General features: G+C 64.5%; 22 protein-coding genes and 1 tRNA gene. 11 read left to right on the top strand and 12 right to left on the bottom strand.

The annotated features are described in order from the left end of the window. Positions 1 to 100 precede the first annotated feature (100 nt). Together GA0061099_RS28790 and GA0061099_RS28785 are read right to left on the bottom strand one after the other, a co-directional pair. Positions 101 to 502, bottom strand: coding sequence for a hypothetical protein (locus GA0061099_RS28790; protein ID WP_036029057.1), 402 nt, complete (start codon positions 500 to 502; stop codon positions 101 to 103). 133 nt (positions 503 to 635) lie between these two features. Further along, the gene (locus GA0061099_RS28785) at positions 636 to 1,277 is read right to left on the bottom strand and encodes a response regulator transcription factor (protein WP_036029055.1); all 642 of its coding nucleotides are present in this window, start codon (positions 1,275 to 1,277) and stop codon (positions 636 to 638) included. A 589-nt stretch (positions 1,278 to 1,866) separates the two neighbouring features. On the opposite strand from GA0061099_RS28785, the gene GA0061099_RS28780 reads away from it, so the two are divergent. From GA0061099_RS28780 to GA0061099_RS28765, 4 genes are read left to right on the top strand one after another with little or no spacing between them, the layout of a single operon-like run. Next, entirely contained in the window at positions 1,867 to 3,291 is a 1,425-nt protein-coding gene (locus GA0061099_RS28780; protein ID WP_036029053.1) for an efflux RND transporter periplasmic adaptor subunit, read from the top strand. After that, positions 3,288 to 4,013, top strand: coding sequence for an ABC transporter ATP-binding protein (locus tag GA0061099_RS28775; RefSeq protein ID WP_036029051.1), 726 nt, complete (start codon positions 3,288 to 3,290; stop codon positions 4,011 to 4,013). The genes GA0061099_RS28780 and GA0061099_RS28775 overlap by 4 nt, the downstream gene beginning before the upstream one ends. Beyond that, positions 4,010 to 5,233 carry an ABC transporter permease gene (locus GA0061099_RS28770; RefSeq protein WP_036029045.1) on the top strand — a complete coding sequence of 408 codons (1,224 nt, stop codon included), beginning with the start codon at positions 4,010 to 4,012 and terminating at the stop codon, positions 5,231 to 5,233. The genes GA0061099_RS28775 and GA0061099_RS28770 overlap by 4 nt, the downstream gene beginning before the upstream one ends. A gap of 42 nt (positions 5,234 to 5,275) precedes the next feature. After that, positions 5,276 to 5,596, top strand: coding sequence for a response regulator transcription factor (locus tag GA0061099_RS28765; RefSeq protein ID WP_036029207.1), 321 nt, complete (start codon positions 5,276 to 5,278; stop codon positions 5,594 to 5,596). 953 nt (positions 5,597 to 6,549) lie between these two features. Here the strand turns inward: GA0061099_RS28765 and GA0061099_RS28755 are convergent. Beyond that, positions 6,550 to 7,122 carry a hypothetical protein gene (locus GA0061099_RS28755; RefSeq protein WP_036011195.1) on the bottom strand — a complete coding sequence of 191 codons (573 nt, stop codon included), beginning with the start codon at positions 7,120 to 7,122 and terminating at the stop codon, positions 6,550 to 6,552. Between the two features lie 393 nt (positions 7,123 to 7,515). Here GA0061099_RS28755 and GA0061099_RS28750 point away from each other — a divergent pair, with 393 nt between their 5' ends. After that, on the top strand, positions 7,516 to 8,175 hold the full coding sequence (locus GA0061099_RS28750) for a peroxiredoxin (protein ID WP_036011192.1): 660 nt from the start codon (positions 7,516 to 7,518) through the stop codon (positions 8,173 to 8,175). Positions 8,176 to 8,297: 122 nt separating this feature from the next. Here the strand turns inward: GA0061099_RS28750 and GA0061099_RS28745 are convergent, their stop codons facing one another. Next, positions 8,298 to 10,028 carry a methyl-accepting chemotaxis protein gene (locus GA0061099_RS28745; protein WP_036031599.1) on the bottom strand — a complete coding sequence of 577 codons (1,731 nt, stop codon included), beginning with the start codon at positions 10,026 to 10,028 and terminating at the stop codon, positions 8,298 to 8,300. Between the two features lie 158 nt (positions 10,029 to 10,186). On the opposite strand from GA0061099_RS28745, the gene GA0061099_RS28740 reads away from it, so the two are divergent. After that, the gene (locus tag GA0061099_RS28740) at positions 10,187 to 11,578 is read left to right on the top strand and encodes a cryptochrome/photolyase family protein (protein ID WP_050996269.1); all 1,392 of its coding nucleotides are present in this window, start codon (positions 10,187 to 10,189) and stop codon (positions 11,576 to 11,578) included. 66 nt (positions 11,579 to 11,644) lie between these two features. Then, a complete protein-coding gene (locus GA0061099_RS28735; protein WP_036031605.1) occupies positions 11,645 to 11,938 on the top strand; it encodes a hypothetical protein in 294 nt (97 codons plus the stop codon). Positions 11,939 to 12,059: 121 nt separating this feature from the next. Here GA0061099_RS28735 and GA0061099_RS28730 read toward each other — a convergent pair whose 3' ends face one another. Both GA0061099_RS28730 and GA0061099_RS28725 read right to left on the bottom strand, forming a co-directional pair. Continuing rightward, a complete protein-coding gene (locus GA0061099_RS28730; RefSeq protein WP_036031610.1) occupies positions 12,060 to 12,932 on the bottom strand; it encodes a DMT family transporter in 873 nt (290 codons plus the stop codon). Between the two features lie 99 nt (positions 12,933 to 13,031). Beyond that, entirely contained in the window at positions 13,032 to 13,478 is a 447-nt protein-coding gene (locus GA0061099_RS28725; RefSeq protein ID WP_036011182.1) for a hypothetical protein, read from the bottom strand. A 297-nt stretch (positions 13,479 to 13,775) separates the two neighbouring features. Here GA0061099_RS28725 and GA0061099_RS28720 point away from each other — a divergent pair, with 297 nt between their 5' ends. Next, entirely contained in the window at positions 13,776 to 14,039 is a 264-nt protein-coding gene (locus GA0061099_RS28720) for a hypothetical protein (protein ID WP_036031614.1), read from the top strand. A 24-nt stretch (positions 14,040 to 14,063) separates the two neighbouring features. On the opposite strand, the gene GA0061099_RS28715 is transcribed toward GA0061099_RS28720, so the two are convergent. Continuing rightward, positions 14,064 to 14,525, bottom strand: coding sequence for a host attachment protein (locus GA0061099_RS28715; protein ID WP_036031617.1), 462 nt, complete (start codon positions 14,523 to 14,525; stop codon positions 14,064 to 14,066). Between the two features lie 38 nt (positions 14,526 to 14,563). Then, positions 14,564 to 14,974: a DUF3775 domain-containing protein gene (locus GA0061099_RS28710; RefSeq protein ID WP_036031620.1), complete on the bottom strand. Its 411-nt coding sequence runs from the start codon at positions 14,972 to 14,974 to the stop codon at positions 14,564 to 14,566. 247 nt (positions 14,975 to 15,221) lie between these two features. On the opposite strand from GA0061099_RS28710, the gene GA0061099_RS28705 reads away from it, so the two are divergent. Together GA0061099_RS28705 and GA0061099_RS28700 are read left to right on the top strand one after the other, a co-directional pair. Next, positions 15,222 to 15,506, top strand: a complete 285-nt coding sequence (locus GA0061099_RS28705) for a hypothetical protein (protein ID WP_036031624.1) — start codon at positions 15,222 to 15,224, stop codon at positions 15,504 to 15,506. A 325-nt stretch (positions 15,507 to 15,831) separates the two neighbouring features. Beyond that, a complete protein-coding gene (locus GA0061099_RS28700) occupies positions 15,832 to 16,794 on the top strand; it encodes an AraC family transcriptional regulator (protein WP_036031627.1) in 963 nt (320 codons plus the stop codon). 73 nt (positions 16,795 to 16,867) lie between these two features. On the opposite strand, the gene GA0061099_RS28695 is transcribed toward GA0061099_RS28700, so the two are convergent. From GA0061099_RS28695 to GA0061099_RS28685, 3 genes are all read right to left on the bottom strand, one after another. Beyond that, a tRNA-Arg gene (locus GA0061099_RS28695) sits at positions 16,868 to 16,944 on the bottom strand. A 149-nt stretch (positions 16,945 to 17,093) separates the two neighbouring features. Beyond that, a complete protein-coding gene (locus GA0061099_RS28690; protein WP_036011164.1) occupies positions 17,094 to 17,612 on the bottom strand; it encodes a hypothetical protein in 519 nt (172 codons plus the stop codon). A 161-nt stretch (positions 17,613 to 17,773) separates the two neighbouring features. Then, on the bottom strand, positions 17,774 to 18,346 hold the full coding sequence (locus tag GA0061099_RS28685) for a hypothetical protein (RefSeq protein ID WP_036011161.1): 573 nt from the start codon (positions 18,344 to 18,346) through the stop codon (positions 17,774 to 17,776). 181 nt (positions 18,347 to 18,527) lie between these two features. Here GA0061099_RS28685 and GA0061099_RS28680 point away from each other — a divergent pair, with 181 nt between their 5' ends. Further along, positions 18,528 to 18,914, top strand: a complete 387-nt coding sequence (locus tag GA0061099_RS28680) for a VOC family protein (protein WP_036011159.1) — start codon at positions 18,528 to 18,530, stop codon at positions 18,912 to 18,914. 58 nt (positions 18,915 to 18,972) lie between these two features. Here the strand turns inward: GA0061099_RS28680 and GA0061099_RS28675 are convergent, their stop codons facing one another. Beyond that, positions 18,973 to 19,470 (bottom strand): hypothetical protein, encoded by a 498-nt coding sequence (locus GA0061099_RS28675; RefSeq protein ID WP_036011156.1) that lies wholly within the window; start codon positions 19,468 to 19,470, stop codon positions 18,973 to 18,975. Positions 19,471 to 19,655: the final 185 nt, after the last annotated feature.

Genomic DNA, 19,655 nt, shown 5'->3' with positions numbered 1-19,655 from the left:
TGAGCCGGCGTCGCAATTGACCGTCCTGCCCGGTAGCGGTGCTCTAGAGAGTGGCCCGGACGCACCAACCTGGGTGCGTCCGACCTAAACCAACCGTGCCTCAGTTCGCCGTCTGCGAGACGGTGCTGCCGTTGATGCCGAACACGCTGAGCTGGCCGACGGCGGCGGAGTTGTTCTGGAGCGCGGCAGGCCCGAACGAGTTCTGGGTGATCGCGCTGCCGTTGTTGCCGAGCGCCACCTGGCCGGTGGCCGCCGTGTTCTGCACGCCGATCTGGTTCACGGTGCTGCCGTTGTTGAGCGAGGCAGCACTGGTGCCCTGCATCGTCGTCGCACCGTTGATGATGCCGAGCTGGCTGGTCGACGAGGTAGAGTTGGTGAGGCCCTGCTGCGAAACGCTCGAAGAGTTCACGACGCCGACCTGCACCGTGGTGGAGGTGTTGGCGGCCTGAGCTGCGGAGGACAGAGCGAACACGGCAACGGAAGCAAAAAACAATTTACGCATGGAGTATCCCTTTCTGGCCAAGTTGTCTGACTGGTTTCGGATGCCTTCCCGGAAAGAGGCCGACATCGTAGGGGTGAGACTGAACCGATCCTGGCCGGCGCGACAGACTGCAGTTCATGCTAGTCGCTACGGACTAGACGCTGCGTGTCGTCTCGGCTTGGCGCCCCATGCTGTCGACCAGGCGCACCACCTCGATCGGCGTACGCAGCTGCAGCTTTCGCATCATCCTGGCGCGATGGACCTTCGCGGTCACTTCGCTCACGCCGAGTCGTGCGGCGATCTGCTTGGCGACGAGCCCTTCGGCCATCAGCAGCATGATCTCGCGCTCTCTGGCCGTCAGCGTCTCGACGCGTTGGCGGGCTTCACGGACGCTGTCTTCGCGTTGCAGCCGCCTGCGGTCGCGCTCGATGCCGTGCCTGATCGCATCGAGGATCTCCTGCTCGCGAAACGGCTTTGGCAGAAACTCGACCGCGCCGCGCTTCATCGCCTCGACCGAGACGCGGACGTCGGAGTAGCCGCTGATGAAGACGATCGGAATGGACACGCCCGTCTCGGCCAGCCGGCGCTGAAGCTCGAGCCCGGTCGGCGACGTGCCGGGAAACCTCACGTCGAGCACGAGGCATGACGGCCCGGGCGAAACGGTCTCGGTGAGGAACTCGTCGGTCGAGGCGAACAACTTCACCTGATGCCCGGTCTCCTCGCAGAGACTTCCGATCGCGGCTCGAATCTGGGCTTCGTCGTCAACGACATAAACTGTGGCTTGGTCCGAATTCATGGCAATGGGCTCCCCGGCTTGGGGCTCGATGAAAAGGCAACGAGCTATCCATTCTTCTTGCAAGCGAGATCAAGGTGCTTGGATGATTCGCGCAGATCGAGCCGAGCGCGCCGGTCTGCCGGTTCGATGTCATAGGGCCAACACGCTCCGGAGGCGAGTGAAGGCGTTCACATATCGGGCTTCGTGATGGGAGGACGTCGATCTTACCGCCGGCGGCATCGGGGCGCACCGACATCGAGAATGCGGCAATGCTGCGTCGTGGTCTCGCCGGCTGCATCATGGCATCGCCACCCATGTGTCGGCTCGACGCCAGCTGCTGGCCGCTCCGGCCGGATCAGACGGGACGTTCAGTCAGCTTATCGAGATCGATACCGCGCGCCTCATATCGATACGCTCCGTATGCATCCTGATCAAATCACGAAAAGTAGCATCCCACCTGCTTTACCACTGGATGATGCGCCACGCCCGACCGTCAGCCCGGCGAGGACGACATACTGACATTCGATACAACCTTAGACGTTTTACAACCATAGCGAGCTTGCCACTTTTTCCTGATTCCCCGAAATTAATTCAATCGGCGAGTTTTGATATGCGATTTGTGCCAGCATTTGCCTTGCTCGGAGCTTCATGCGGCCTCGCTGCGATCCTCTACGCCGGTCCGGGCACGATCGCCGGCGCTGCCGGGAGCGCGGCGGACACGGCCGCTCGCGCCTATGAGCAGACCAGGCGGCTGCTCGTGCCCGGCGGCCGCGAAGCGCCGACCATCGGATCGGATGCCCCCTTGTTCCGCTATGCCTCGATCCAGCGTGGCAGCATCGAGCAGACCGTCACCGTCACCGGCGCCCTGCAGCCGGTCAAGACGATCGAGGTTGGATCGCAACTGTCGGGGCAGCTCGCCCGCGTCTATGTCGACTTCAACGACACCGTCACCAGGGATCAGCCGCTTGCTCTGATCGATCCGCGCAGCTTTGCGGCCAAGGTCGACGAGGCCCGGGCGTCGCTGGCCGTCGCCAATGCCCTGGTCGACATCGCCAGGGCCAAGCTCGACCGGGCCAGGATCGATCTGCAGAATGCGAGGGGCAGCCGCGACGTGCTCGCGGCCAAGCTCGAGAGCGCGCAGGCGGTGAAGTCCTCGGCTCAGAAGACGCTGCAGCGCAAGCTGGCGCTGCAGTCGCAGAACGTGGTGGCGACGACCGCGGTCGACGACGCACAGACCGAATTCACCGCGCGCCTCGCCCAGGAACGCGAAGCCGAGATCCTGATGTCCCTCAACTCCTATTCGGTGGAGGGTGCGCAGGCCGACGTCCGCCGCATCGAGGCGGAGCTGCAGCAGGCTCGCATGGCGGTGCCGGAGAAAGCCGCCGTCCTCGCCGCAGCCCAGGCCGATCTCGACCGCACCATGATCCGTTCGCCGATCGACGGCGTCGTGGTCGGCAGGTTCGTCAACGAGGGGCAGACGCTCGCGGTCGGACTTGAAGCGCGCACCACCTTCATGGTGGCGCACCGCCTGGAGGACATGGAGATTCACGCGCAGGTCGATGAAGCCGATATCGGCCGCATCGCGCCCGTGCAGCACGCGCATTTCACCGTCGACGCCTACCCGGACCGCCGCTTCGAGGCCGTGGTGCGCCAGGTGCGCAAGGCGCCGCAGACCCAGCAGAACGTCGTCACCTACACCGTGGTGCTGGCGACCGCCAACCTCGACGGCGCGCTGCTGCCGGGAATGACTGCCCTGGTGAAGATCGTCATCGAACGCCAGGACGACGTGCTGAAAGTGCCGCTTGCAGCGCTGCGATTCCAGCCGACCGGCACGCGGCCGGACACCGGACGCAGCGGCGTGTGGGTGCGCACCGCCAGCGGCGCGCTGCAGCGCGTCGCCGTCACGGTCGGCGCCGCCGGCACCGAGCAGGTCGCGCTCCGGAGCGGAGACCTCGTCGAGGGCAGCGAGGTCGCGGTCGGCCAAGCCATCCGCCCGGCGGGCATGGAAATACTCGGAATCAGGTTCGGGTCATGACCGCCGCTGCGCCCCTCATCAGCCTCCAGTCGGTCAGCAGGACCTATCGCACCGAGCGCGTCGCGGTGGCCGCGGTGCGCAATGTCAGTTTCGACATCGCGCAAGGCGAGATCGTCGCCGTGATGGGACCGTCCGGCTCCGGCAAGTCGACGCTGATGAACATGATCGGATTGCTCGACCTGCCGAGCGAGGGCGCGGTCTATCTTCAGGGCGCCAACGTTGCCGATCTCACGGAAGATCGCCGCTCGTCCCTGCGCGCTCGCCGCATCGGCTTCGTGTTCCAATCCTACAATCTGCTCGCCCGCCACGATGCCATCGAGAACGTCGCATTGCCGCTGGTCTATTGCGGCATCGCGCGCAAGGAACGCATGGCGCGCGCGGAAGCGAGCCTTCAGGCGGTCGGCATGCTGCACCGAGCCCATCACTTCCCGCGGCAGCTCTCCGGCGGCGAGCAGCAGCGCGTCGCGATCGCGCGCGCACTGATCGCCTCCCCCCTGATCGTGCTCGCCGACGAGCCGACCGGCGCGCTCGACAGCCGCACCGGTGCCGAGATCCTGTCCCTGTTCGCCGCGCTCAACCGGATCGGCCAGACCATCGTCATGATCACCCATGATCCCGGCATCGCGGCCCAGTGCCGGCGCACGATCCACCTGCATGACGGCGAGCTCGTCGGCGACGAAACGCAGACCCCTGCTCTGGCGAAACGGAGCGCTGTGTCATGACGATGCTGCAGGGCTTTCAGATCGCGTTGCACGCCCTGCGCCTCAATCCGCTGCGCAGCTTCCTCACCATGCTCGGCATCGTGATCGGCGTCGCCTCGATCGTGACGGTGTTCGCGATCGGGGCCGGCGCGCAGCTCCGCCTCCAGGAGCAGATCCGTTCGATCGGGGCCAACGTGCTGATGATCACCCCCGGCGCGGTCTACCAGGGCGGTGTGCGTCTCAAGGACGGCAGCAAGCTGACGATGACCGAGAGCGACGTGCAGGCCATTATCGAGCAGATCCCGGAAATCCAGGCCGCAGCCGGCTCCATCGCGGGAACGGCGCAGGTCATCCACGAGGGCAAGAACTGGAACACGACGATCAACGGCACGACCACCGGCCACTTCATGGTGCGCGACTGGCAGCTCGCGGCCGGGCGCTATTTCTCCGCCACCGAGGAAGCCGGCGCCGGCAAGGTCGTGATCCTCGGAAGCACGGTCGCGCGCGAGCTGTTCGCACCCGGCGACGATCCGATCGGCGCGCAGATCAGGATCATGAAGGTCCCGCTCGAGGTGGTCGGCGTGCTCGACCGCAAGGGACCGGCTCAGGACGACGTCGCCTTCGTGCCGCTCACCACGGCCAAGCTCCGCTTCCTCGGCAGCGCCAGCAAGATCAACCGCGACGCGGTCGCCTACATCATCGCCAAGGTGGCCGCAGACGGTCAGATGGCGGGCGCGCGCGCGGAGATCGCGAACCTGCTGCGGCAGCGCCACCGCATCCCCGCCGGCCAGGACGACGACTTCAAGGTCCAGGATCCCGCCGCCGCCATGGAGGCGCAGCAGGGCGCGATCCGCACCGTCGCGCTGCTGCTCGTCGCCATCGCCTCGGTTTCGCTGCTCGTCGGCGGCATCAGCATCATGAATGTCATGATCGTGTCGGTCACCGAGCGCACGCGGGAGATCGGCATCCGCCGGGCGCTCGGCGGGCGAATGCGCGACATCCGTCTGCAGTTTCTCTGCGAAGCGCTCGTCCTCTGCCTGCTCGGCGGCGCCATCGGCGTCGCCGGCGGCATCACGCTCTCGATGACGGTCGCCCGCATGGCCGGTTGGGTCACCTCGATCGACGGCCAGGCGATCGGCCTGTCTCTCGTCTTCTCGATCGCGACCGGCCTCGTCTTTGGTTTCTATCCAGCCCACAAGGCGTCCAAGCTGAGCCCGATCGAGGCGCTCAAGACGGAGTGAGAGCATGCCGGGATGTTCGCAAAGGCCAGGGAGGCATCAGCCATGAGCTCGGATCCGAAGGACTTGATCGCACCGACGCCGCGCGAACGGGAGCTGATGACGCTGATCGCGCGGGGAATGCAGAACAAGAACATCGCCTACGAGCTCAACATCTCGGAGAACACGGTGCGGGCGCATATCGGCAACATCATGCGCAAGTACCGGCTTCAGAACAGAACGCAGATCGCGATCGCCTTTGCCCTGCACGCGGCGCCATCGTCGCTCCGCCGCGATCTCGCCAAGACCGAGCTCTATCCGGCCGCGACGAAGCCGGCGCAGGCGCTTGCACCGAATCCACCGACGGCGCAGACCGCGCCGGATTGAATGGTTGCAGCTACCATCCCTTGCGTTGCCCGACGGGCAAAACATCCAATCTATGGGTCAACGCACGCGGCCCAAAATATTCCGCTTTACCGAAATTCGGAAATCGCCTATGTGTCGCGCAACCCGGCCCAAGGAAGAGGGGCGTATCGCGATCGTCACGAACGCGGGCCGGGGGGCGGTGGACGCTGATGGCGTTGGCGCGAAAGGGTTTGCAGGGCGGAGAGCCGTGAGCAAAGACCTCGCGCATACGACCGGTGTCATCGGCGTACGGCAAAATCGTGTGGTCCTGACGCCCGGGGTCTGTGCGTCAAGTCTTGCGGTGATGTTGCGGCCCAACCGGGCAAGCGCATCAGCCATCCGCGGGGCGACGGGGGCAATAGTGCATCGCTCCCCGAGGAGAGCACGACATAAGCCGTAAAGCCACTGCGCAGGGAAGGCCGGATGTTTGGCTTCACCTGTATGCCGCTGTGCAAATTCTTCGTTGCCACCTTTCGCACAGTGGACCGTGGGTGCCCGGCCGGCACCCGGTCTTCCCTGCGCCCTCTTTCAATTGAGGGTCGGACGACAGGCAAAGCTCGGGCGAAATGAGCCGCGAGGATGCGGAAGCGTGCCTGCGAGTCACGCGAATTGGAGAGACGCGGTGTCGCAACTTGCCCCGTCATTGCGAGCGCAGCGAAGCAATCCAGAAATGTATCCGCGGAAAGATTCTGGATTGCTTCGCTGCGCTCGCAATGACGCTGTTGAGACAGTTGTTTGCCTGAAACTCAGGTCTCGTGCCCGGGACGCAGCGCGGCGTCTCTTGGACGATGCGCTGCAGAGCCGGGGCCCATGTCACAGCGAACCGCGCGGTGTCCTGGGTCCCGGCTCTGCGCCACACCGCTTACGCGCTGCGCCGCGTCCGGGACAGGAGGAAACCGAACGACGCTGCGAGCCGCGACCGCGGCCCATTTGCCTTACATCCCGATGTCGAACACGTTCGGCAATTGGCCTGCCAGAGGCAGTGCGGTGGCGCCGAGGAAGGTCGCCACCATCGCCATCAGGCGACGGTTGTTCTGGCGCTTGCCACGCATCTGGCCGGCGATCCACTCCAGCATCTCGCTGTTGACCTTGGAGGCATAGGACGGCGCCCAGCTCTCGATCTCGGTGTCGGCCGACAGCGCGACGCTGCGCGGCGGCACCTTCAGGCCCGAGGCGCTCGCGGCATAATGGGCGACCGCCTTGGCAAGCAGGTCGTCGAACCGGCCGCCATCGGTGCGCTCCGTCGCGGCCTCGTTGATCTCGAACAGAACTTCGGCCTCGGCGCGGCTGACCGGCTGGTCGTTGACGGCGGTGGCGGTGAGGATGCGCACGCACCAGGCGGTGTCATCGGCGTCGAGCGAACGGGAGAAATGCACCCGTCCCTTGGTGGTCGGGCCTTCGCCCGTGATCACGCCGTCCCGCACGACGGAAAGGGCATGAGCTGCGGTATCGCGGCAGGACGGCACGAGGGACGACGGCTCGGTGGGCTTAGGCGCAGCGGCGGACATAGTTCACTTCCAGACTTCTTCTGATCGACCAGCATTTCCATGCCGGCGTAAAGGGGTGGTTAACGATTCGATACGGGGATCGCGACTTTTCTAGATGGTTGCCAATTGGTCGCTATCAGGACCAATCTGGTTCTAGAACGCGCCGGGCGAGCGTGATGAAAGTCATAAAAGGCATTATCGGGGCGAGCGAGACCGTGTGACCCCGGGTGGAGCTGTTTCGCCGCAGCTGCCGCTGTAACAATAAGTTGCTAGAAAATCGGCTCTTCAAAGAAGGAATTCACATTTTACTTGAGCCGGTTCAGTTGGCGTTCACTTAGGCCGGCGAAGCCCTTATAATGGATGTGACGGCCGGAGACGAATTCTCGATTAGATTCAATGAGATGAGGTAAGATCATGACACTTCCGATCGGCGCCACCGCCCCTGACTTCGAAGCCGAAACCACCGAAGGGAAGATCAAATTCCACGACTGGATCGGCAACAGCTGGGCCCTCTTGTTCTCACACCCGAAGGATTTCACGCCGGTTTGCACCACCGAACTCGGCGCCCTCGCCAAGCTGAAGCCGGAATTCGACAAGCGCGGGGTCAAGCTGATGGGCCTCTCGGTCGATCCGGTCGACCGTCATGCCAAATGGTCGGAAGACATCATGGAGACCCAAGGCGCCGCGCCGAACTACCCGATGATCGGCGACACCGATTTCAACGTCTCCAAGCTCTACGGCATGCTGCCAGCCTCGACCTCTGGCGATCCCCTCACCCGCACGCCGGCCGACAACCAAACCGTCCGCAACGTCTTCATCATCGGCCCGGACAAGAAGATCAAGCTGGTGCTGGTCTATCCGATGACGACGGGCCGGAACTTCCAGGAGATCCTGCGCGTCATCGACTCGCTCCAGCTCACCGCCAAGCATCGCGTCGCCACCCCGGCCGACTGGTCGCAGGGCGACGACGTCATCATCGCGGGCTCGGTCTCCAACGACGAGGCCAAGACGATCTATCCGCAGGGCTGGAAGGAGCCGAAGCCCTACATCCGCATCGTCCCGCAGCCCAGATGACTTTTGGCGGTCGCGGATAGCGGCCCCAAAAAGTCATCCCGGGGCGATGCGTCAGCATCGAACCCGAGATCTCGAGATCCCGGGGCTGGTCCTTCGGACCATCCCGGGATGATGACCCAGAATCACGCCGCGTGCACGCGGTCGAGGAAGCTCTCGACCTCGGCCTTCAGATGCAGGCTCTCGCCCGACAGCGCCTGGGCGGAAGCAAACATGCGGCTCGACGTTTCGCCCGTCTCGCTGGCGCCCTTGGCGGCGTGACGGACATTGACCGCGACATCGGCCGTGCCTGACACCGCGGCGCGCACGCTGGCCACGATGTTGTGCGTCGCGCTTTTCTGTTGCTCGACCGCCGCCGAGATCGAGCCTGCGATGCCGCTGATGCGCTCGATCGTCTGGCTGATCGCCTTGATGGCTGCGACCGATTCCTCGGTCGCAAGCTGCATGCTCTCGATCTGGTTCGAGATTTCGTCGGTCGCCTTCGCGGTCTGGCCGGCGAGCGTCTTGACCTCCTGAGCCACCACCGCGAAGCCGCGGCCGGCATCGCCCGCGCGTGCAGCCTCGATGGTCGCATTCAGCGCCAGCAGATTGGTCTGCTCGGCGATCGAGGTGATCAGCTTGACGACGTCGCCGATGCGCGAGCCGGCCTCCGAGAGCTGCGCGATGCGCTGGTCCGTCGCTTCGGCCTGCCGCACCGCCTCGGCGGAGATCTCGTTCGATTCCTGCACCCGGCGGGTGATCTCGGAGATGGATTGAGACAGCTCGTCGGAAGCGGACGCCGCCGAACGCACATGCTCGGAGGCGCTTTCGGAAGCTCCCGCCGACTGCGCCGACAGATCTGCCGTGGAGCGCGCGGCGTCGGTGAGTTGTCGCGCGGCGCGCTCGAACTCGCCGGACGATGCCAGCACTTTGTCGAGAATGCCGCCGACGCTGCCGCGGAACCCCTCGACGAAGTTGCGCAGCTCGGCCTTGCGCTGCTCGGCTGCGGCAGCGGTTGCCGCTGCCTGCTCAGTGCGCAGGCGCGCCCGCTCCTGCGAGTTGCTCTTGAACACCGCGACCGTGCGGGCGATTTCGCCGATCTCGTCGGCACGGTCCTCGCATTCGATCGCGACGTCGCTCTGACCGTTGGCAAGCGCGGTGAGCGAATGCGTCACCGAGGTCAGGGGCCGGGTGATGCGCCGGACGACCAGCAGGGTCAGGACCAGCACCAGAAGCGCGGCAAGCCCGGCAGCGGCCGCCATGCTCTCCATCGCCTGGGACAGCATGCCCTCGAACTGCACCATGGGGATGCCGACATAGAGAATGCCGGCGACCTTGCCGGTGCCATCGGCGATCGGGAAATAGGCGGTCATGAACGTCTTGCCGAACAGCGTGGCCGGCCCCTTATAGGCCTCGCCACGGCGCAGCGGGGCCTGCCCCGGATGATCGGCGGCCAGCTGGGTCCCGACGGCGCGGTCGCCGTTTTCCTTTTTCACGTTGGTCGAGCGGCGGATGAACTGTCCGCTCGCCGCGTCGAACACGAACAGGGTCGCGTTGCCGCCGACATAGGACACCGCCCGGTCGACGATGGCGTGATCCCTGAAGTCGGGCATTTTGGGGATCTCGGCGCGGACCACCGCGCCGTCTCGGATCGTGATCTTGGCTTCGGGAACGGTCTCCGCAAAGGCCAGCCCCAGCGTGCGCAGATTGACCTCGATGTCGCGCAGGGCGCGGTCAGTGAAGGCGGATGTCAGTGACCAATAGCCGGCGCCGACCACGAGCGCCGTGTTCATTGCGATCAGCAGCACCGCGCACAGGACCGCTTTGGTGCCGAGCTTGAACCGCGGCAGGAACTTCGCCGTTAGAAGATTGGACATGGATGGAATGACCCCCGTAATTCCTGCATATTGGTGCAATTGACTTACAGCCGCATTAACGACGGGTTCCCACCGCCGCACGCCGTACGGTTTCCAATTGGTAAACGAGGCCTTCCCTGACCCCGCCCGTCATCGTCTGGTTTCGCGACGATCTCCGCCTGTCCGACCACCCCGCCCTCCACGCCGCCGCCAAGTCCGGAGCGCCGGTGCTTTGCCTCTACGTCCTGGACGAGGCGGCGGGGCGAGCGCCGGGCGGTGCGGCACGCTGGTGGCTGGCGCAGTCGCTGCGGGCGCTCGGAGCCGAGATCGCCGCGCGCGGCGGCTCGCTCGTCCTGCGCAGAGGACCGGCGGCCAAGGTGATCCCTGAGGTGGTGCGACAGAGCGGTGCCCGCGCCGTCTACTGGAACGAGATCACGCAGGCGCCCCATCAGGCGGTTGAGCGACAGCTCCAAGCGGCCCTTGCGAAGCTCGGCATGCACGCGCAAAGCTTTCCGGGCGACTTGCTGGTCCCGCCCGCGGCGATCCGCACCAAGGACGGCCGGGGCCTGCGCGTGTTCACCCCGTTCTGGCGCCGCGTACTGGCCCTCGGCGACCCGCCAAAGCCCCTGCCCGCGCCGAAGCAGCTGGGCCCTGCACCGAGCATCGCAAGCGATCGACTGGAGAGCTGGACGCTCGAGCCTACCACGCCCGATTGGGCGGGCGGCCTGCGCGAGGCATGGACCCCCGGTGCCGCGTCCGCCCATCTGCGCCTGCGCGACTTCCTCAAGCACACTGTTCGAATGTATGTGGGCGACCGCGACCGTCCGGACCGAGACGGGACCTCACGGCTGTCGCCGCATCTGCGCTTCGGCGAGATCAGCCCGCGTCAGTTCTGGCACGCCGCCCGGTTCGCCGCGGCGGAAGATCCGGCACTCGGGCAGGGTGTGGATAAATTCCTGAGCGAGCTCGGCTGGCGCGAATTCTGCCGCCACCTGCTCCACGATCATCCCCAGCTCGCCACCCAAAACCTGCAGACGAACTTCGATGGCTTCCCTTGGCAGCCCGACAAAGAAGCGCTCACCGCCTGGCAGCGCGGGCGCACCGGATACCCCATCGTCGATGCCGGCCTGCGCGAGCTCTGGCACACCGGCGTGATGCACAACCGGGTGCGGATGGTGGTGGCCTCCTTCCTGGTCAAGCACCTCCTGATCGACTGGCGCGAGGGGGAGGCCTGGTTCTGGGACACGCTGGTCGACGCGGACGCCGGCAGCAATCCTGCCAACTGGCAATGGGTCGCCGGCTGCGGCGCGGACGCTGCGCCCTATTTCCGCGTGTTCAATCCGCAGCTCCAGGGCGAGAAGTTCGATCCTGATGGAGCCTATGTTCGACGCTGGGTTCCGGAGCTGAAGGCCCTGCCCGCCAAGCTGATCCACCGGCCCTGGCAGGCAACGCCGATCGAGCTTGCGAGCGCGGGCATCACGATCGGCAAGACCTATCCGCAACCGATCGTCGATCATGCCAGGGCACGCGAACGCGCGCTCGCCGCCTACGCAAAGATCCGCAAAGGTTGAGCGTCGCTTTGACACAATTTCGAAACCCGCTATCGTCATCGCTCCATGCAAACCGTGGGGGACGATATGGACGACGAGAAGCCGATCACCGAACAGGCGATGGAGACGATCACCAGCGCCGTGGAAACGACCAAGGACGCGGCAGTCACCGCAGTCAAGCAGGTGAAGAAAGCCGCCAAGAAGGTCGCGAAGAAAGTAGCGCCGAAGAAGGCGGCCAAGAAGAAAGCCAAGAAGGCTGCGAAGAAGACGACGAAGAAGGCCGCAAAGAAGTCGTCCAAGAAGGCGGCGAAAAAGTCTGCGAAAAAGGCGACCAAGAAAGCCGGCAAGTCGAAGAAGAAGGCCAAGAAGGCCAAGCGCTGATCGCACCGGAAGACGTCTCCGGGTGCGGGCGCGCCCGGAGACGGCGCGCGCCTATCCTCGCCGCTTGGCTGCGCGCCGGCCCGGATGACGCTTGCTCTCAGGATCGCGGCTGTGCACGCCGTCAGGACCGCCGATTGACGACGAAGACCGCCGCGGCGCAGAGCGCCATGCCAGCAATGGCAATCGCATCCAGCTTTTCTCCGAACAGCAGATAGGCCATCAGGGCCGTGACGGCCGGAACCAAATAGAACAGGCTCGCGACCGAGGTCGCCGCGGCGTGGCGGATCAGCCAGTACAACAGCCCGATCGATCCGATCGAGAGCGCGACCGCGAGCCAGGCGAGCGCAAGCACAAACTCCCGCGTCCAGTGCACCACGCGATCCTCGAACAGGAAGGCGCCGACCGCGAAGAAGATGGTGACCGCCACGTACTGCACGAGATTGCCGGCGCGCCAGTCGATGTGATTGCAATAGCGGCGCTGATAGAGCGTGCCGAGCGTGATGCTGACCAGCGAGACCACCGAGGCGAGCCAGCCGAGTCCGGCTTCGCCGGTCATCGGGCGGTTGTGCAGGATCAGCACCACCCCACCGAGGCCGAGCAAGAGCCCGGCCCATTGCAGTGGCGTGACCCGTTCGCCCAGCCAGCGATTGGCGATGGTCGAGGTCAGGATCGGCTGCAGGCCCGGAATCAGCGCGGAAAGGCCGGCCGGAATCGAATGCGCGATCGCGATCGCGGTGCCGCCGAGATAGAAGCCGTGGACGAGGATGCCGGCGACCGCGCTGTGCGCGATGCCGGCGCTATCAGGCCATTTCGGCCGAGCGATTCCTGCGATGATTGCCATCAGCCCGACCACGATCGCCATGCGGATGGCGAGATAGGTCAAGGGATCGGCATTGTTGACGACGTATTTGGTGCCGATGAATCCGGTGCTCCAGAGCAGCACGAACAGGATCGGCGCGGCGCGGGCGGCCAGGGCTTCTTGATTATGATTCATTGCCGCCCTCATTGCCCGACCCTCGGCCATGCGGCAATGCGAATTTCGTGGTGACGATATGCTGCGCTGCGACGGAGGATCGCGGTCCGTCTCAGCCGCTCACCATTCGTCCGGGCAGGGATTGACGATCTTCCAGAGCTCGACCCCGTTCTTGATCTTCTTCATGTCCGTGGTGAGCCCGCCATTGCGGCGAATCCAGTCCTTCACCGTGTCGGGGTAGTAGGACATGAGATCGGAGGTACCCTCAGCGCTGGTGACCTTGATGCCGAAGGTGAACGCCTTGTCGTAATAGGCCTGGTGGAAGCCGAGGCTCGCGCGCGGCGTCACGCAGATCTTGTTCATCGGCACGATGCCGAGCACGAGCGTGCAGGCCGAATTGCAGATGCCGTCGATGATGACCCGCTCGCCCTTTTCGCGCACCCGCTTGTACTTGGCCTTGTACTCCTCGACATAGCCGCCGTGGTCGCGCGTGATGTGCAGCTCGGCGCGCGCGGGCGTGGCGGCGGCGAGGCAGAGCAACAGCAGACTCGGAAGCGTGATGCGCATGGCGAGATGACGGCGAAGGCCTTCAGGAATGTACCGGACTCGAGGGGCCGGCAAATGCCCCCCGGGCCGGCGGAAGAATCTGAACCGAATAGTCTTTGGTCATACTTGTGTGGGGAATTCGTTAAGCATCCCGAAAAGGCCAAAAATGGGCAGCTTTGGCCGCATGTCCGGCAATTCTGTCACACCCACCCGGAAATCTGCGGGATTGGCCTTGATTTCTGGCCTCCGGAGCGATGCTTGGCCGCTCGAAATTGCTATAACAAGCTGACCCATTCGAGCGGGTTCCGGAGAATCGAGATGAGCAAGTTGACGCGTGTCGCCGCGGTTGCGGCCCTGACGGCTGCGGTCCTGGCCCCCGCCCTCGCGGAGGCGAACGGCCGCCACCGGTACCACCGCTCCTACGCCAACCCGCTGCCCTACCCGATCAGCTACCTGCACAATTACGGCCCGGGTATCAGCCCCGGCACCTTCGCCTACTATGACGGCCCGGCGACCAACCACTGCTACCGCAGCGCGGCCGCTTATATTGGTCAGGACGGCCGGCGGCACCCCTGCTACTGAGGCGCCGCGGCCGCTGCGACTCATCTATTTGGCGGCGCCCGACCGCAGCAATTGCTTCTCGATCTCGTAGATCGGCAGCTTGACGAGGTCCTTGCCGACCTCCCCCTGAAGCGCCTTGCGCAGCCCGTCCGAATAGTCGGCGCGGATCATGCCGAGCGCACGTGGCGAGGCCACCATGGTCAGGGCCGTCGTCTCACCGGAGCTGACGGCGGCATCGAGCCGGCCGGCCAGGCTCCGCAGAAAGGCGCGCTCGGCCTCGTCGTGCCAATCGGTCTGCTCGACCGAGCTGCGTGCGCTGCCGGCTGCGCCATGTAACCGGCCCGGCGCGTCGGCCCCCTGAGCGGCGGTCGCGGGATTGGGCTGCTCGTGCACCTCCCTGGTGTGGAGGTTCGGAAACATCTCGTCGCCGAGGTTTTCCAGAATGAGCGCCTTGCGCCCGTCGCACACGACCAGCCAGTCACCCTTGTCCATTCTCATCTTGTCCATCGCAACTTCTCCTTCACTTGCAGACGCCGCATCCGGCATCAGAGCTGTTCTTCGAATTCCTCGAAGGACTTGCCGAATTGCGTCATCGCCTCCTCCAGATAGTCGGCGAGCATTGGCGTACCGATCAGGTATGAGGCGGTACGCTGGTTGTGCGCCTGGGCGGCCTGGGCGCGCAGTTGACGCCAATCGGAGAGATCACCGTCGCCGCGGCCAAGCCAGGTCAGCGCCACGAGATCGATCTGCTCGTCAACATTGAGAGCGCGGATGAAGCCCGCGAGCTCGGCACGGTCGGTGCTTTCGCCGCGCCCACCGCGGCCGTAGCTCATGTCGTCGTCGCCGAAGTCCAGGATGACGCCACCCCCTCCCGCTTCGCTGTCGGACCGGCGCGATTTCGAGATGACGAAGAACACCTTCTCCGGCGAGATCGACAGATCTGGAATGACTCGCATTCAGCTCACCTTGCCCGGCAGCAGGCACCACGCCGCTGCCATGACGGCGACAGTAAGAGCCAAGGCAAACTTGCGAATTGCGCACGATCAAGCTCAAGTCACGACACGGCCTGCCCGGCCTACGGCCCGCTGCCGAGCCGTGACGTAAGGGTCAGCTCGCCTGTTCATCTGTATTACATTTCGGTTCGGCCACAATTTGATCAGAACAACCTCGATATCCTGCATCGCGTAAGCGAAGGAAGACATCATGAACCTCACGACTGGCCGATTGGCCGCGTTCCTGTTCGGCGCCCTCGTTGCATCGTCGACGGCATCCGCCATGCCCATCGCGCCTGCACCTGCGACACCGCAGGTCTCCGGCGTCGAGCAGGTCCGCATGGTCTGCGACGCCTGGGGACGGTGCTGGTGGCGGCCGAACTATTATGGCTACTACTACAGGCCGCGGCCATATTATTACGGCCCGCGGTACTATGGGCCGCCGCGCTATTACGGGCCGCGCCATTATGGGTACTACGGCTATCGCCGCTGGTGACGTTTGAAGGGGCCTTCGGGCCCCTTCGCTTTTGCGAGATCATGTCTTGCGCAGTGGATCACTGGCCCCAAGCCGTTCATGTTTGATCTAGATCAAAGATGAGATCAGCCGAAAAGGTCACTTATGACGATTTAACCGATCGTGTTTCGGTGCTGTCAACATGAAGGTGCAGAGCGTTGAGGAACGGCGATGAGCCAACGTACCTCATGGCATGATGTCCGCAATACTACGGCCCTGAAATTCGGTTTACTGAAACTCGATGCTTCGCCATTGATGATGCAGCGATGTTCCTTTGATTGTCTCATTTCAGCGGCCGGCCAGAATCATGTTGTTCGACGACCTCGCTCCCTCCTCTGCCCTTCAACTGATCGGCTTCTCCGATGTCGATGCGTTTCGGCCGATTGAGACGATGGAGGATGCGAGGAGCATTCCGCTCGACATCCCGAACTTCGCGGCGGCCCGAGCCATCGTCTCCCTGCCGGCGTGCCGCATCATCGTGATGAGATCGTTCGCGCGGATCCTAGACACCGCCTATCGCATGCCGGGCGGGATGGTGATCCTGTCGATGAGCGACGATCTTCAGGTCAACTTCAAAGGTGTGGATCTCGACGCCCGCTTCTTCGCTGCCCTCCACGGCAACGATGAGTGCCATTTCGTCGAGCCCCGGACCAATCATCACGCCATGATCATCTTCTCCCCCGAGCTGAGAGACCGGGGCTGGTTCGACCGCGCCGACCATTTGCGCGCCCATGTCGCGAACCGGCCCGCCCTGCTCCACACCCGACAGCTCCTGCTCGACATCCTGCGCACCGCGTCAGTGCAGCCAGACCTGTTCGAGACGACCGAGGTTGCGGCCCATCTGCAGGAAGGCCTGCTGCTCGCGCTCGACGATTTGTTTCGAATCGATTCGACGTCGGATCGGAGCACCTCGGTCCACAGCGAGCGGGCGATCAAGCTCGTGCAGCGCATCGACGACTACGTCGCTACCTATCCGACCGCGCCGATCTATACAGCCGATCTCGCCCGCGAGTTCGACGTCTCGATCCGTACGCTCGGCGGCGCCGTCAGCAAGGTGCGGGGCATGAGCCTGCACCAGTACATTCGCCTGAAGAGGCTGTGGGCGACCCGCGCCCGCCTCCTCAAGGGTGGCGTCACCGTGGCCACCTGCGCACGTGCCCAAGGCTTCCATCATCTCGGCGAATTTGCCGCAGCCTACCGCGCGATCTTCCACGAGGCGCCCTCCGACACGCTGGCACGCGGCCGGCAAAGCGGTGTCCCGGCAGGCTGATGGACGCCGCAGGCCCTCGCGGCGGTGACCCGGCATCCTCGCCGCTTTAGAACATATATGGAACAAAGAGGACTGGCGCGCTCGGAAGGATTCGAACCTCCGACCCTCGGAATCGAAATCCGATGCTCTATCCAGCTGAGCTACGAGCGCCCTGGCCCGAGTAGCGGGCCACCGAGATCCGCCGGCCGGCACTGGCGAGGAGCCAGTACACCCGACGGCGGTCGGATTGGTTCGAATTAGCAGAGAGGCCGGCCAATAAAAAGCCCTTCCCACCTCGATCGAGGCAGCCGAAGGCGCTGTTACCAGGTCGTGTTGAAGAGGCCGAAATGCGGCTGCTGAGCGACCAGCATCATGGGGCGGCCCGGCTGATGCGCCGGTTGCGTCCTGACGATCTTACGCTTGGGCTGAGCCTGGACAGGAGACGCTTGGGCCTGGAACGTCTGGGGCTGGCCCGCGTCGGACTTCCTCGCTGCGGCGGTCCCGGCCCTCGGCTCTGGCGTGAACTGGGCGAAGGTCTCGCGCACCCGCGTCTTGGCAGACATCTCGGCCAAAGCCGGCGACAGGCTCTCCTGTACCGGTGGCTGGGGAGCCGCAACTGCGGCAGTCTGAACCGCGGGTGCGACAATCGTCGGCTGGCTGGTGTCGAGGACGACGCGCTCAGGCAGATGGCGGTCGGACCGGATTCGGATCAGCGGCTGGTCGTTGCTTGCGGTCGCGACGGCCTGCGCTACGGGCGCCGCCGGGAAAACGAAATCCGCCGCGAACAGCAGTGTGAGCAAAGCTCCACCGACAAAGATGAAATACCTAAAGATGGGCATTGGCCGCGCTCCGCCCCCCGCATCCCCGCGTGGGCTCTGCTCGCCTCAACAGGCGATCTTCCAATTGGTTCCTGGCCCAGCCGTTCGGTTCAAATGGTGATGCATAGTTTTCGGCCAAGGACCGCAGAAGGTAACTTTTCAGCTACCGGGACAAGTCGCCTTCAAGCACGGCGTGCTGCAACCGGGGAACATTTTGCCTGATCGGCATTCACGTTAACGAAGCCGATCGGGATACGCACAAAGGTCTTGCGGCTCTTCATGCTGACCGGATCCGCCAGCACGCGGCTGCGGTCGGTCAGATGACTTCCATCGCGCCGCGTGAAGGCGCAGACGATCTCGACATCCTTTACGGCATAGTCGTTGTCGTTTCGCAGCGTGAACGTCACCAGGGCTTTGGAGCCGAGGCCGCCGCGACGCCAGGTCTGTGATGAAATCCTGAGACGACCAAGTTCTGCTGTCGCCGGCACCTGAGCTTCGGACACTGGCGAGGCTACTTTGGACGCATCGCCGGAGGGAGGCGCTTCAACAGCCGCCAGCTCAGGCCTCACCGGCTCAGCACTGTTGCCCTTGGAGAGAGGTAGCAGCATCCAAATGCCGCAACCGACGATGATTGCCGCCAGCAGCCATAGAAGGCTTCGGCCAAATGAGACGCTCGCAATCGTCACCGCCCGCGCCAGTCGTTCGCCGGTGCCGGCCAAGCGCCCCAATCCGAGTCGGTCGAGCCTCGCATTCATGGTTGCACACCGATCGCGACCGCAGCACCATCGAAGATGGATTTAGTCACAGCTTACCTTAATTCGGGCGACGAACTAAGGTTCCCCCAACGTCATGCGAGTCGGCAACGGCGGTGGTGGCCACCGGCGATACTGCTAGCATGCGCCATAGCATCGAAAAGACCCGTTGGGAGATTATGAAATGCCGTTCGCCGTCGCTTGGGATCACGTCCATCTGCGCAGCCCCGATCCGGAGGCCACCGCGGCCTGGCTGCAGGACATCCTTGGTGGCGAGATCGTGCGCGCGCCGGGACGAATCGACGTGAACCTCGGCGGAGCCAGGATCTTCATCGCGCCACTCGAGGGCGACAGCGCCGTCAGCCCGCCACCTCCGCACCCGCATCAGGGCCTCGACCATTTCGGCTTGACGGTGAAGGACATCGACGCGGTCGCCGCCGAGATCAAGGCCAAGGGTGTCACGTTCACGCGCGAGCCGACGACCATTCGTCCCGGCGTACGCATCTGCTTCATCCGCGGGCCCGAAGGCATCTCGATCGAGCTGCTCGAGCGCGACAAGAAATATACCTGACGCGACGGGGCGCCCCGCCGTCCAGGCACCGAGCCGGCGACGACGTCACGCCCGAAGGCTAAGTCATGCTACCGGGCATAAAGCAGCGGATGGTGACACCCATGTAGCCGTAGATCGGCCAGACCATGGTGCGTCCCACCCGGTTCGGCTCCGAGATCACGGCCTCCGCGGGCACGTCGACCCAGACGAGCTCCTGCTGCTGGCCATCGAGCGCATAGCCATAGCGCGGGACGCGGACGCGATAATGCCCGTCCTTGCTGTCCCAGTCGGAGTCCGAGAGCGCCGAACCGTCGGCATCGGAACAGCAGGGCCCCTCGCCGCTGCGCAGACTGTCGAACCAAGCCTTCAATTCGGGATTGGTGTTGGCGAACTGCCCGCGGTCGCGCGCGTGCCCCGAGGGGGCTGCGAGCGCGATCAAAGCCAACGCGGGCGCCAGCCTCGTGAGGTTTGCCCGGCGTATCGCATCGCCAATCCGCCGTTGTTCGCTTTTGCAATTCGTGGGACGCGCACCGTACAGACGCGGCTCATCGCCGCCGGAATCGATCCAGTTGGTCACGTTCGTCTTGCTCCAGCACCCCGCGGCCAGTGCAACAATGGTTATGCATTTCGCGGGCCAACTCTGATTCGCAACGTCGGGCCTCGCCTCACCATCAGAGCGTCACGACGGTGTCATGGACAAACCGGAACAACGACGGCTCGCAGCCGCCGCGACCGGCCGGCAAACTGCCTCGTTGCGCGCAG

Origin of the sequence: Bradyrhizobium yuanmingense (genome assembly GCF_900094575.1) — a bacterium.
Lineage (GTDB): Bacteria > Pseudomonadota > Alphaproteobacteria > Rhizobiales > Xanthobacteraceae > Bradyrhizobium > Bradyrhizobium yuanmingense.
The sequence above is the reverse complement of the archived record's forward strand: the minus strand, read 5'-3'. Positions and strand labels throughout refer to the sequence as shown.